The organism is uncultured Acetatifactor sp., from assembly GCF_948601915.1.
Lineage (GTDB): Bacteria > Bacillota > Clostridia > Lachnospirales > Lachnospiraceae > Acetatifactor.
The window spans coordinates 1-13,900 of sequence record NZ_CAPDXS010000140.1; the positions used below are offsets into that span (position 1 = coordinate 1).

Consider the following 13,900-nt stretch of genomic DNA (forward strand, 5'->3'; position numbering starts at 1 on the left):
CCTTGCGAAGCTGAGAACGATAATCGAGAACTAAATTTTATGGCGTTCAGCCCCCTTGTTTTTTCCTTTGGGAAAATGAGGGGGCGATTCCTAAGCTCTCTCAATCTTGGATTTACTAAAATCCCGATTGGAGGAAAAAGCATGGCATACAACCACGGACGAGAGGATAGGAAATGGCGCATCTGGAAAGAAGCTGAGGAAAAGGTTTTGCGAGAGTGCGGCGTTAATGAAACGGTCATTGAACAAATTCGCACAGACGATAGGGCAGATTTTAATTCCAACAGGCGGTTTTACCGATGGGCGAGCGACTTCGGGGAATACCTTGAGGAAATGGAGAGTGGGGAGAAACAGGCAGAGATAAGGACGGTAACGGATTTACTGGATGAGATTGAAAGCGAAACTCTGTATCTTGCCTTAGTCACAGTGGACAGACGTACATTACAAATCGTCTTGCTGAAAATGCAGGGTTACTCCACAAAAGAAATTGCCCCGCTCGTGCATTTGACGGCAGGGGCTGTCTATGCGAGATTGGCTCATTTGCGTAAGAAGCTGAGGAAAATTTTATAATGATGTAGTCTGGTTTTCTATGAGATGTTGGGTGAGAGGTCACAGGCTTCTCACTCATTCTTTATATATGGTATCTCTCTATATGTTCTCTAATGGAATTATACAGAAGTCTTTTTCCCCGAAAATAACGTGCGGTATATAGCAGTCAATGACGGAGTTGACACCTTGAATAAATCGGCGATGGACATCACGCCGTTCCGCAACATCCTAAACGAAATGTATTCAGCCGATGTGTCGGTCAAGATAAAATCGGCATATCGGGCGAGGTTTCAGCAGGGGAAATTCATGGGAACATATGCGCCCTATGGGTATGTCAAAGACCCTGCCGACCACAATCATCTGCTGATAGATGATAAGGTGGCGCACGTTGTAAGGGAGATATTCGACCTTGCGCTTGCGGGAAACGGAATCGCCAAAATCCGCAAGCACATCAATAAACAGCACGTCTTACGCCCTGCCGCTTATGCGGCGGAGCAGGGGGCGGCGGGCTATGAACGGTACTTTGAGGGTAACGAGGAAAACCGTTATATCTGGAGCGAGAACAGCGTAAGGGGCATTTTAAGAAGCCCTATCTATGCGGGAAACCTTGCAGGCTATAAGCGGATTGCCGCCAACATGAAAAGCAAGAAACGCCCCTCTAAACTGCCAGAAGAATGGGAAGTGATACCCGACACACATGAGGGAATAGTCACGCAGGAGGAATTTGACACCGTACAGCAGCTTATGACGAGCCGCAGACGGGAACAGAACGCAGGGGGATTTAAGAATATCTTTGCAGGCGTTATCAAGTGTGCGGACTGCGGCTATGCTTTGCGGGCGATGAACGCTAACAGGAGGAAACGCCCCGATGTTATCGACTGCGTACAATACACCTGCAATAATTATGCCAGATACGGGAGAAGCGAGTGTACTCCCCACAATATAGAAGCGAGGGATTTATTCAATGCCGTGCTTGCCGACATCAACCGTTTTGCGGATATGGCGGTGAATGACGAGCGGGCGGTGAGGGCGATTGAAAAGCGGCTCACGGAAACAGACCAGAGCAAAGCAAAGGCAATGGAGAAAGAACAAAAGAAGCTGAACAAACGTCTTGCGGAGCTTGACAGGCTGTTTTCCTCTCTCTATGAAGATAAGGTCATGGAGCGTATCACCGAGCGGAATTTCGAGATGATGTCGGGGAAATACCAGAAAGAACAGCTTGAAATCGAAGCGAGATTAAAAGAGGTAACGGAAACTCTCAATGAAAGCTATGAGAAATCGCAGGGAATCCGTGACTTCCTCTCCCTTATCCGCAACTACCAAGGTTTGAAAGAACTGGACGCAACCGTGGTAAACGCACTGATAGACAAGATACTTGTTTCGGAGCGTGAGAAGATGGCAGACGGAACGGTTAGACAGGAAATCAAGATTTACTATAAATTCATCGGCTTTGTCGGTGAATTACATATCACACCCACAAAGCGGTGGACAGCGTTACCCGTTAAACACTGTACGGTGTGCGGTGTTGAATATGTCCCCGGTTCTGGCATATCGAAGTATTGTCCTGTTTGCGCCAAGAAGATACAGAGGGAGCGTGGGATTGAGGGAAAACGTAGGAGCAGGGAAAGAAAAAGACAGGTATGTATTGAACTGTCCGCAAAAAATGACCGACTGATTTCGGACAGCGGTAGGCGGCACAGCCCCTCATCGCTTTCCACCAACAGGCTGCGGCCCCGGGCGTCCAGCCGTTCCAGGGCGCGGTCCAGCACCGCGTCCAGCTTTTGGGCGCTGACTGGTTTGAGCAGATAGTGCAGCGCCTCCACCTCGTAGCCATCGGCCAGGTAGTCGCTGTAGCCTGACACGAAGACGATCTGTAGCTGACGGTCGCTCTGGCGCACCCGGCGGGCCAGCTCCATGCCGCTGATGCCCGGCAGTTCAATATCCAGCAAAAGAATGTCCACCCGCTTGTCGGCGTCATAGGCAAACAGCAGTTCTTCGGCGCTGTGGTACTGCGTGATATGCAGTTTGAACGCGCGCCGTTTCGCCCAGTCCGCCGTCAAGCGCTGCAAAAAGCCTGCCTGCTGCGGCTCATCGTCGCAAATCCATACCGTGCAGTCTTCCATGGTGTCTCACCTGCTTTATTTTCCCCGTTTTCTAAAAAGTTTTCGCTTTCCCGGCATTGTTCTCTCCGATTAGTCCCACAATAATACATTGCAATTCGGATGTCAATAGGGTAAATTCATGTTGCCATAAAATTATAGCGGGCAAATTATCGTGGCGGAAGGGGGTCGGAAGTAGTATAATGGTAAACAAAAAGGACAGACGGGAAGTGTGTTGCTTGTATGGGAATGAAAATTGTATGGAAATGAAGAGATTGCGGGTGGGCGGCCTGCTGCTGTCCTCCCATGTGCTGATGGCGCCTTTGGCCGGATACACCTGTTACCCTTTCCGGATGCTGGTCTATGAACTGGGGGCGGGACTGTGCTTTACCGAGATGGCCAGCGCCAACGCATTGAAATATTCGGACAGAGCCACCCGGCGCCTTCTCTACACCACCCGGGAGGAGCCTGTGCGGGCTGTGCAGCTGCTGGGCGGAGACCCGGCCGTGATGACCCGGATGGCATGCTCGGAGGGATTGAAGGATTTCGACATCATTGACATCAACATGGGATGCCCCGTGCCCAATGTGTTCAAAAGCGGCGAGGGCAGCGCCCTGATGGCAGACCCCGGGAGAGCGGCGGCCATCATAAGGGGGTGCAGGAAGAGCGGGAAGATTGTGACGGTGAAATGCCGCACGGGCATCCGGAGGGAGGACATGTTCGCGGCGGAGTTCGCCCGGGTGTGCGAGGACGCGGGGGCGGATATGATTACGATTCATGGGCGCAGCCGCAGCATGATGTATGAGGGGGAGTGCTGCTATGAGGAGATTGCCCAGGCGAAGGCGGCGGTTTCCATTCCGGTGATCGCCAACGGCGGGATTTTTTCGGCGGAGGATGCCGGGAAGATGCTGGAGCGGACGGGGGCAGACGGGGTGATGATCGCACGCTATGCCCTGGAAAATCCTTTCATTTTCAGCGAGCTCACCCACAGGCGCGTGGAGAAGACGGTGTTGCAGATCCTGTTGGAGCAGATGGAGCTGGCGGCCGCCTGTTATGACGAGACTTTCACCCTCCGGTATATCCAGAAGCTTGCTTCCTACGGGATGAAGAAGCGGAGGGGGACGAAGCGGTATAAGGAGCAGATGTACCGCTGCGGAAGCCTGGACGAGCTCAGGGATATGGTGGTGCGGATATTTTCTGAGGAGGATTCGTAGGGGGTGGGAGGGGTTCTGCCCGTCTCCGTCAAGCGTCTTTTTGTCTTCGGCTCCATGGAATAAAGATGGGCTCTCGGAATCATGGGCTCTCGGAATCATAGGCTCTCGGAATCTTTGGAGACGGAAGCTGGCATTGGAGCCGGACAGTACCTGGAACGGTGGGGGAAGCGGTTCAGAGGAGCTTCGGAAAGCCGCATGATATGCGGCCTGGAGATTCCGGGAGGATATTAAGGAATAAAGGAGTAATGATCTTGAGCGTTACATATATGGAAAATGATTTTCAGATAGAGAACGGTATCCTGAAATCTTACACAGGCAGGCAGGAGCAGGTGACTGTTCCGGAGGAAGTCCGCGTTATTGGGGAAAACGCTTTCAAGGGCTGTGTCTCTCTGCGGAAGGTGGTGCTGCCCTCAGGCCTTGAGCACATTCTGGCCGGCGCTTTCAAGGGGTGCCGCAGGCTGAAGGAGATTGCCGTCCCGCCGGGGGTCACTTATGTGGGGGAATACGCGTTCCACCGCTGCCACAGCCTGGAGTCCGTGTCCCTTCCTCCCTCCGTAAAGGAGCTGGGGGACTGCACCTTTCTCTACTGCGACAGCCTGACCCGGGTGAAGATTCCCGGCGTCCTGCATCTGGGAAAACAGGTATTTGTAAACGATGTGATGTTAAGGGAGCTGGAGATTTCCCCCGGGCTGCGGGAAAGCTGTCTCTGCGATGTGTTCACGGGCTGCGGCAGGATTTCGGAGGTGGCCTTTTCGGACGGGCGGCGGTTCGTATTTCCCAACGCCGTGGAGGTGGTGGCCGGGGAGATGGCGGTTCCCGGCCTGGTGCGCGCCATTGCGGTGGACGTGCTGCGGATGATGGAGCTGGAGGGGCGGTGCCTGGCAAAATTCCTGACGAACCTGAAGCATGTGGAGATTCCGGAAGGGATTGAAAAGATTGGGAAGAGCGCCTTTTTTGACAAAAGGGGCATCATTTCCGTGCAGTTTCCCGCCACCCTGCAGGAGATTGAGAGCCGGGCTTTCCGCAATTGTATCAGTCTGGAGACCGTTGCCTTCCGGCGGGAGGGGATTGTGGTTCACGAGGACGGGTTCCAGAATTGCAGCGCCCTGCGGGAAGTGCGGATGCCGGAGGGTGCGGCCTTTGGGATAGAGGGGATTGCGGGGCTTTCCGGGGAGGATATTCCGGCGCTGGTGAGGACTGTCCGAAAGCAGGTTCTGGGGAATTTCCTTCTCAGCGGTTCCGTTCTGTTGAAATATCTGGGGAAGGAGTCCAGGGTGGTGGTGCCCCAGGGGGTGGTGCGCATAGCGGAGGAGGCTTTTGCCGGAAATGAGGGGGTGGACAGGGTGATTCTCCCGGATTCCGTGGAATCCATTGGGGCGGGCGCTTTCAGGGACTGCCTTGTGCTGCAGGCAGTCAATTTTCCGGCAGGTCTGAGGGATCTGGGCACCGGGGCTTTTGAAAATTGTGTGAAGCTGCTTCGGGCTCCGCTGCCGGAGGGGCTTGAGCAGGTGGGGGCGAAGGCTTTTAAACGCTGCCGCAGGCTGAAAGAGCTCCACTTGGGGAAGGATCTCCGCGCCATCGGGGAGGAGGCTTTTTACGGCTGCTTGGCTTTGGGGGAGGTGCATTTTCCGGACAGCCTGGTGTCTCTGGGGGATTTGGCCTTTTATCGGTGTAAGGCTTTGGGGGAGGTGCGGCTTCTGCCGGGGATGGAGGAGGTGGGGGATCTGGCCTTTGCCCAGAGCGGGGTGAAGAGGGTTCGGATGGAAGGAAGCGGCAGGGGGTATGGAAGGGATATTTTTTTCCAGTGCCTTCATCTGCGCCGGGTGGTGCTGGAGGAAGGCGTCCGCCATATTCCGGACAGGCTGGCTTATGGCTGCAGCGCTTTGGAGCAGGTGGAGCTGCTGGGTACGCTGGAATCCGTGGGGAGGCATGTCTGGGAGGGGACGCCTTTTCTGCGGGATTGGGTGGGGAAGCAGGCAGGAGATTGGACAGAGTCGGGGAATCCCACAGAGCCGGGAGATTGGACAGAGTCGGGAAAGCGAACAGAGCCGGGAAATCCCACACAAAATAAGGCGGAAGGGAAGAATGAAATCTTCTGGGACGGACGTCATGTAAGGGGGAGCGTCTCCCTGCCGGAGGAGACCCGGATCGTGGCGGGAGGAGCCTTTTACGGCAATCCGTTTCTGACGGCAATCCGATTTTCGAATCATGTCACATGGATTGGAGAGGCTGCTTTGAAGGGCTGCACCAATCTGCGCCGCGTAACCTGGCCGAAAACCGTGACAACAGCGGAACCGGAAGTTTTTTCCGGCTGCACGCAGTTGGAAACCATAACTCTGTGCCCTGATGGGGGAAGGGCAGAGCCCCAGGATATGGATGTTCCCTGGAAAGCCGTTAGAGACCGGGCTTTTTACAACTGTAGAAAACTGTCCCGTCTTCTGTGGAAGGATATCAGGACGGTTGGAAAGGAGGCCTTCTCCGGCTGTGCTTCCCTGAAGCCGGAAGGAGCGGATTTCCTGGAATGGGTGGGGGAGCTGGCGTTTGCGGGGATGGAAGGGATGGAGACCGCATATGCCGCAGACAGGCAGGATGGCGGGGCAGAGGAAGACGGTATGGCTGACCGTGGCGGTAGAGAGGGGACAGCCGGCATAGAAGGTCTGGGCGCCGGGGAAACCGCGGAGAGGACGGAAGTTCAGGATGCCAGGGAGGCTCAGGAAACCGCAGATGGCGCAGAGTGCCAGGACAAGGAAAGCCGGGAGGGGGAAAACCAGGACAGAGAAAGCCAGAACAGAAAACCCCAGCGCGGAACCTCCGGCCTGTGCATTGTGGGAACCATAGTAGTGTCCGGCGCCGGCTGTCAGGGGGAGGTGCAGGTGCCGGAAGGCATCACTGCCATTGCGCCCTACGCCTTTTCCGTCAACCGCCACATCACAGGGCTCGTCCTGCCGGAAACCCTCCGCAGCATCGGTGAGGGCGCTTTCTGGGGCTGCAGCGGGCTGGCGCATGTCCGCTTTCCCGCCGCGCCCTGCGCCGTGGGCTCTCGTGCCTTTGAAAAATGCACAGGAATCCGTAGCGTGCGTCTCCGCGCCCACAGCCTGGGCGCAAGCGCCTTTGCCCGGTGCCTGTCCCTGGAGCGGGCAGAGATCACAGGACTTTCCCTCCTGGAAAAAAGGCTGTTTGAAGGCTGTGAGAACCTGAAGGAATGCGTCTGCGGACAGGTTTCCGCGGTGGGAGATTCCTGCTTCAGCGGCTGCAGCACATTGGAAAACTTCGACTTTCAAACAATCACGGAAATCGGAAGCTACGCATTCCAGGACTGCGACAATCTGCGGGAAATCGGCCTGCATGACCATACCTTGGTGCGCCCTTACGGATTCCAGGACTGCGGCCGTCTGGCGCGCCTTGTCCTTGCGGGAAAAGAGGGCAGCCTGGAGCTTGGCGAGTATGCGTTTTCCGGCTGTACCGCTCTGCGCCAGGTGGTGCGCCGGGGACGGCTGTGGGAGCTGGGGGAATACAGGGACATCCTGTCCGAGAGCCTGCCGGAGCCTGTCCGCCTGATTTTCCACAGCGCGCTAAGCTGCTTCCAGGTGGAAAAAGAGGAAATCCTCCTGGGATACAGCGGGCTGGGGCGCATCCTGAACATCCCCCGGGGGATTCGGCGGATTCAGGCGGAAGTCTTCCTGGATCGCCTGATGTTAGAAGAAATCAACATTCCGGAGACCGTGGAATACATCGGGGCAAGGGCGTTCCACAAGACCGCCTGGATGGAAAAACGGCGGACGGAATCACCTATGGTGACAGTCAACCATATGCTCCTGGACGGCTCCTGCTGCAGGGGGGAAGTGGTGGTTCCGGAGGACATCCGCCTGGTCTGCGGATGGGCCTTTGCCGGGGGTCTGGGGATAGAAAAAATCCGCTTTCTGTCAGACCGGGTGAGGGTGGAAAGCTATGCCTTCCGGAATTGTATTTTCCTGAAAGAACTGGTGCTGGCGGACGGTACTTCGGTGGTATTCCAGGGGATTTCCGACAGGAAAAAGGAGCTGCCCCCGGTAGCGGAACAGGCCGTGTGGGACAGGCTGAACTGCTTTAAAACGGATGAAAATGACGTGCTGACAGAGTGCACCGGCAACATTTCCCGGCTTCTGGTGGCGGAGGGAATCACTGCCATCGGAGACGGCGTTTTCCAGGACGGGAACCTTCTGACGGAGGTCATTCTGCCCCGGACGGTGACCTCTATTGGCAGAAATTCCTTTGCGGGATGTAAGTGGCTGCAGCGGGTATACGGAGCCGAACATGTGCGGATCATCGGAACCAGGGCGTTCTCCGGATGCGGCAGCCTGGAGGCGGTGGAGCTGGCGGAAAGCCTTAGGGAGATTGGTCGGGGGGCTTTTGAGAACTGTACTTCTTTGCGGAAAATCGTGGTGCCGGAAGGGGTGGAAGAGCTGCCGGAGAGGGTCTTTTTCCGGTGCCGCAGCCTGCGGAAGGTTCGCCTGCCGTCCACGCTGAAGCGGATCGGGAGAGAAGCCTTTGCCTTTTGCGGGAGCCTGGAAGCCCTGACCATCCCGGAGGGCGTGGCGGTGGGGGAGCGCGCCTTTGTGGGAACCCTGAACGCCAAGCAGGAGACAGCGACTAAATATTAGGAGAAAACTATGCGATATCGTAAACTGGGAAGCACCGGGCTCATGGTCTCCGAGGTGAGCTTTGGCACGATTCCTGTCCTGAAAGGCAGCGTGCCGGTTCTTCCGGCCTATTATAATCTCAGCGAAGAGCAGGCGCTGGCCGTGATGGAGCATGCCTTTCGCCTGGGCTGCAACCTGTATGATACGGCCATCGTCCCGGAATACGGGGACGCGGAGCGAAAGACAGGGAAATTCGCTTCCGGCGGCAGGCGGGACAGGATTATCCTCTCGGACAAAGCCCGGTTTTTTGACGGAAACGAGATGTACATGGCAGTCCTGGAATCCTGTGAGAACCTGGGAACCCGGCCGGACATCTACTTTGTCCATCAGGCGGACTGGGAGCATGAGGAGGAGATTTTCCGGAAAGGAGGGGCTCTGGACGCCCTCAGCCAGCTGAAGGAGGAGGGGCGGATCCGCTTTGCCGGATTGGCGTCCCACTATTATGACATCCTTCTCCGAGGGGCAAGGGATGCCAGGGTGGATGTGCTCCAGGGCAGCGGCAATCTGCTGGAGCGGGGGATGCTGGACAGGATCAGGGAGGAACCGGCTTTTCGGCGGAAAGGCCTGCTGGTGAACAAGGTTTACGCAGCCGGAATCCTTCCCGGCTTCTTTCCCACGGAAGTCCTGCTGGACAGCGTGCTGTCCTATCCGGTGTCCAGCGCCCTGATTGGGATCGGCACCGTGGAACAGGCGGACGCTGCCTTCGGCCGGGACAGCGGCAGTAGGCGGCAGATACCGGACTTCCGGCAGGTGCTGTCTGTCCTGGAAAAAGAGTTCTCCCCCATTCCCTGTGACCGCTGCCAGAGGTGCCGTTGTCCCCGGGGCACGGAGATTCATACGATTTTCCGTCAGTACAATTACTTTTTCCTGGGAAAGGATCACTGGGCGCTGCGGAAACTGGATCTGGGAATCCGGGAGAGCGCCGGACAGTGCCGGAAATGCACGGATATGCCCTGCCTGTCCATGTGCCCGGCCGGAATCCGGATTCCCCATGAGATGCAGAGGGTGTTCGAGCTTGTGGAACGGTTCCGGGAACCGCCTGTTTCCCGTTTGGGCTGAGGAGATTGGGGAATGAAGGCCATTATTACCGACTGAAATCCTGGATATCCATACACGGCAGGAATACCCAAAGGAACTGATACAGCCGGAAATCAAGCCGGAAAACCGCACAGGCACAATAGAGCAGTTGGCGCAGAATGTGGAAGCTGTCGAAAAGCAGGTGTAGCTCATGGGTGTAGGGATGAGTCAAAATCATAGGTTTAATATAAATTCTTATTCCAACTTTATTCCCAATGTGATATGATTAAAACATTGGGAATAAAGTTGGAAATAAATCCGTATCAAGGAGATTGTCAATGGATATAAAACAGATTGTATTAGATTTATGTGCTATGAATGATGAACAGGAATGGTTTGAGTTTAAAGAAAACTGGTTTCAACCGGAGGCGTTAGGAGAGTATGTTTCCGCATTATCAAATGCTGCGGCGTTCCACTACAAAAAATACGCTTATTTTATATGGGGAGTTGAGGATGAGAATCATAAAATAGCTGGGACGACGTTCAACCAATATTGTGACTACAATAAAGAACCTTATCAGAATTATCTTGCACGAAATCTTTCTCCGAGCCTAAATTTTTCTTTTGAGGAAGCCTGGATTCAGCAAAAAAGAGTTGTCGTATTGGTAATACCTGCGGCTTCTGAGATACCTACCGCATTTAAGGAAAAGCGGTATATAAGGATTGGCTCATCGAAATGCAATATCAAAGATTATCCGAAGAGGGAGATTGAGCTTTTTAAGATACTTGATGGGAGAACAGAAACCATAGAAACGATTCCGGCAAAATATCAGGAACTTACTTTCCAAAAATTGTTTGGATATTATGGATCGAAGGGAATTGTTTTAAATGATAAGACCTTTATAAAAAATTTAAGTCTGCGCAATGAAGAAGGACAATTTAATTTATTAGCGCAGCTGCTTTCGGACGATTCTCATTTTCCTCTCAGAGTATCTATATTTGAGGGAAAAACCAAAGGAACAAATCTGTTTTCAGTCAGGGAGTTCGGAAACAATTGTCTTTTATACAGTTTAGACGAGTTATTGCGATATGGTGATGTGCTGAATATCATACAGGCAGACGAAACAGACCGGGTTGTGGAAAGGAAAGAAGTGCCGCTGTTTGATAACAAGGCATTTCGGGAAGCAATCATCAATGCTGTCCTGCATAACAAATGGACGGAGGGAAACGAGCCCATGATTTCCGTTTTTTCTGACAGGATAGAAATCTTATCAAGAGGCTCTCTACCGCCGGCACAGACAATGGAAGGCTTTTATTTGGGGGAGTCTGTGCCTGTGAATGGAAAGCTGTCGGAAATATTTCTGCAATTGCATATCAGTGAGAAATCAGGGCGGGGAGTTCCTAAAATAACGGAAATTTATGGTAAAGAGGCCTTTGCATTTCGAGAAAATTCAATTGTTGTAACAATTCCATTGAAAAAAATCAAAAAGGTTGGGAATAAAATTGGGAATAAAAAACCTTTAAACGCAAGAAGAAAGGAAATATTGACAGAAATGAGAGATAATCCCAACATAACGGCAGAAGAACTTCGCAAAATCTTAGGGATTAGTAAAACGGCAGTAGATAATAATATTTCATTTCTGCGTGAAAATGGCTATATTGAAAGAGTAGGATCAAAAAAAGCAGGATATTGGAATGTGTTATAGAGAACAGGACTGGCAAGAATTCGATGCCGTTTATAATAGAACAAATTAGTGGATTGAAAAAGTAACTGGATTTGGTAAAAAAGCTTGTTTTGACGCCCACCTGCAAGGCAGACTGCGTAAATATTATACACTACACATTCTTGTCTTGCAAGTGGCGCATGGAGCAAAACGAAAGGGAACCGGGTTATGAGGGAACGGAACCGGGGGCGGCAGGGCAGCGCACTTTTTGAATCAGGGCTTTTGCTTCCTCCTTTTTCAGCACCTTTCCATAGGACGCCACTTTCCCGTCCACCACCAGCGCCGGCGTCGTCATGACTCCGTAGGCGGCAATCTGCGCGAAGTCCGTCACATGTTCAATGGCCGTGTCCATATCCAGCTCCGCCAAAGCTGCCCGGACAGCCTCCTCCAGGGCATTGCATTTGGCGCAGCCGCCTCCCAGCACCTTGACCCCGGCAGCAGATTTTTCCGTTTCTGCCTGTCCCATTGCCTCCGGTGTGCAGTTCCCGCTGCAACAGCAGGATGTTGTCTCTTCTTTTTTCCTGTGAAATAGTCCCATAGAACGTTCCTCCTTAACATTTATATATCCTCTCGGGAATTTTCAGGCCGCTATTATGCGGCTTTCAGGAACTCCTTTGGAGCAGTTCCGCCACTTTTCCGGATGCTGTCCTGCCCCAATGCCTAACTCTGCCTTCTGAAATTCCGAGAGCTTATTTATAAAATTTTCCTACTCGAAATGATGTCCCCACCCGCTGCCTGATTCTGCTTCTCAGGATTCCGGGAAGGATTACCGCAGCAAAAACGAAAGCCCATTGAACAGATAGCCCACAAGGATGATGCCCACAGTGCAGATGCCGATGAACAGCCCGAGGAGCTTCGGCTTTACCGCTTTCCGGAGCAGAATGACAGAGGGCAGGCTCAAGGTGGTGACGGCCATCATGAAGGACAGAATCGTACCTAACTGCGCTCCCTTGTACAGCAGGGCCTCCGCCACGGGGATGGTGCCGAAGATATCGGCGTACATGGGGACGCCCACCAGGGTGGCGAGGATGACGCCCAGTGGATTCCTGCCCCCCAGCACGGCTTCGATCATGCTTTCCGGAATCCAGTTGTGGATGACTGCGCCAATGCCCACCCCTGCCAGGATATAGGGGAATACCTTCCTGAAAGTGGAACCCACCTGTTCCCTGGCGAACTGAACCCGCTCCCGCCTGGAAAGCCCGGGGGAGTCTATGTCCACCTTTCCGGCCTTTCGGATAAAATCCTCCACATAAGGCTCCATGTGCAGCCTCTCGATCAGGGTGCCGCCTGCCACGGCGATCGCCAGCCCTACCGCCACATAGACGACGGCCACCTTCGCCCCGAAAATGCTCATCAGCAGGATGAGGCTGCCCAGGTCTACCATGGGGGAGGAAATCAGGAAAGAAAACGTGACCCCTAAGGGCAGCCCGGTGCTGGTGAAGCCTATGAACAGCGGAATGGAGGAACAGGAGCAGAAGGGCGTCACCGTGCCCAGCAGAGCGGATATGACATTGGCGCCCACACCGTGAAAACGCCCCAATATCCGCCTGCTCCGCTCCGGCGGGAAATAGCTCTGGATGTAGGAGATGACGAAAATCAGGAGACAGAGCAGCACCGTAATCTTCAGCACATCGTAGAGGAAAAACCGGATGCTCCCTCCCACGCGTCCGCCCACATCCAGCCCCAGCAGGGAAAGCCCTCTGCCAATCAGTTCATTCAGCCATTTCATGCCCAGTATCTGGTCTTGGATCAATTCCCATACGCCCATGAAAAAACTTCCTTTCCTTCTCATTTTAAAGACATATCAAGATATTTTGATGTATCGTACCGAAGGAAACGCCATCCCGCTATGATGGCGTTTTCTTATCACAGGAAAGACATCCGCCTTCCTGCTCCGTCTCCGGGGTGGTGAGAGCCAGCAGCAGCTCCAATGCCTTATCCCGTCCCTTCCCGCTTAAACGGTAATGCGTCCATTTGCCCTCCTGGCGGCTGTCCACAAGCCCGGAGTCGCACAGGATTTTCATATGATAGGACAATCCCGACTGCGTCAAGTCCATGGGCTCCTGCAGGACGCAGGCGCATTTTTCGCCGCTCCGCAGCTGTTCCAGGATGGCAAGCCGCTTGGGGTCGCATAGAGCCTTGAATACCTTTGCGCTTTCCTGATACGATTCCACACATCTACCTCACATCAAAATATGTTGATGTGAATAGTATAGGTGTTGTGGATTGGTTTGTCAATAGTTTTCTGAAAAGTGGCTGAATGGAAAAATGGATAGAAAAAGGCAAGGCGTAAGCTGTTGGGTTTTGCCGGGGGAGAGGGGCTCCTTCCGGAACGGGGTCGCACCATTGGGAGAATTGGGGCGTTTTTCTCTGTGGGATAAAGGATATTTAATAAAAGATTTGTTGCAACAGTGTACAAAGGGATACATATAAAAAAACAAAATAATGGACTGCCAACCTACTGAAAAACCGCTCTTTCACAACGAAGGGCGGTTTTTTCATAGGAGCAGGGAAAGGAGGCAACCCAACCACCGGGGGCTTGACAAGATAGGTCAAGCCCTTTTTTCATGCCAGAAAACCAAGAAGGAGGTATTGCGAATGGCCGATGAAAAATCGAAAAA

The 13,900-nt window shown here is 53.5% G+C and carries 8 protein-coding genes and 2 pseudogenes; 6 read left to right on the top strand and 4 right to left on the bottom strand.

Annotated features, from left to right (window positions below; genetic code table 11):
* Positions 1 to 141 precede the first annotated feature (141 nt).
* Both Q2B33_RS19365 and Q2B33_RS19370 read left to right on the top strand, forming a co-directional pair.
* Positions 142 to 567 carry a sigma factor-like helix-turn-helix DNA-binding protein gene (locus tag Q2B33_RS19365; RefSeq protein ID WP_300913105.1) on the top strand — a complete coding sequence of 142 codons (426 nt, stop codon included), beginning with the start codon at positions 142 to 144 and terminating at the stop codon, positions 565 to 567.
* Between the two features lie 105 nt (positions 568 to 672).
* Positions 673 to 2,355, top strand: a pseudogene (locus Q2B33_RS19370) (recombinase family protein); the annotation flags it as partial.
* A 14-nt stretch (positions 2,356 to 2,369) separates the two neighbouring features.
* Here the strand turns inward: Q2B33_RS19370 and Q2B33_RS24735 are convergent.
* Positions 2,370 to 2,669, bottom strand: a pseudogene (locus Q2B33_RS24735) (LytR/AlgR family response regulator transcription factor); the annotation flags it as partial.
* 236 nt (positions 2,670 to 2,905) lie between these two features.
* Here Q2B33_RS24735 and Q2B33_RS19375 point away from each other — a divergent pair.
* The 4 genes from Q2B33_RS19375 to Q2B33_RS19390 all read left to right on the top strand — a co-directional run bounded on the left by Q2B33_RS19375 (position 2,906) and on the right by Q2B33_RS19390 (position 11,261).
* Entirely contained in the window at positions 2,906 to 3,859 is a 954-nt protein-coding gene (locus Q2B33_RS19375) for a tRNA-dihydrouridine synthase (protein ID WP_300784906.1), read from the top strand.
* A gap of 266 nt (positions 3,860 to 4,125) precedes the next feature.
* Entirely contained in the window at positions 4,126 to 8,499 is a 4,374-nt protein-coding gene (locus Q2B33_RS19380) for a leucine-rich repeat domain-containing protein (RefSeq protein ID WP_300815550.1), read from the top strand.
* A gap of 9 nt (positions 8,500 to 8,508) precedes the next feature.
* Complete coding sequence (locus tag Q2B33_RS19385; RefSeq protein WP_300784902.1) at positions 8,509 to 9,597, top strand: aldo/keto reductase; 1,089 nt, start codon at positions 8,509 to 8,511, stop codon at positions 9,595 to 9,597.
* 296 nt (positions 9,598 to 9,893) lie between these two features.
* On the top strand, positions 9,894 to 11,261 hold the full coding sequence (locus Q2B33_RS19390) for an RNA-binding domain-containing protein (RefSeq protein WP_300805071.1): 1,368 nt from the start codon (positions 9,894 to 9,896) through the stop codon (positions 11,259 to 11,261).
* Between the two features lie 184 nt (positions 11,262 to 11,445).
* Here Q2B33_RS19390 and Q2B33_RS19395 read toward each other — a convergent pair whose 3' ends face one another.
* From Q2B33_RS19395 to Q2B33_RS19405, 3 genes are all read right to left on the bottom strand, one after another.
* Positions 11,446 to 11,817: a thioredoxin family protein gene (locus Q2B33_RS19395; RefSeq protein WP_296465490.1), complete on the bottom strand. Its 372-nt coding sequence runs from the start codon at positions 11,815 to 11,817 to the stop codon at positions 11,446 to 11,448.
* 228 nt (positions 11,818 to 12,045) lie between these two features.
* Positions 12,046 to 13,047 carry a permease gene (locus tag Q2B33_RS19400; RefSeq protein WP_300785230.1) on the bottom strand — a complete coding sequence of 334 codons (1,002 nt, stop codon included), beginning with the start codon at positions 13,045 to 13,047 and terminating at the stop codon, positions 12,046 to 12,048.
* A gap of 79 nt (positions 13,048 to 13,126) precedes the next feature.
* Positions 13,127 to 13,453, bottom strand: coding sequence for a helix-turn-helix transcriptional regulator (locus Q2B33_RS19405; protein ID WP_300785232.1), 327 nt, complete (start codon positions 13,451 to 13,453; stop codon positions 13,127 to 13,129).
* Between the last annotated feature and the right edge of the window lie 447 nt (positions 13,454 to 13,900).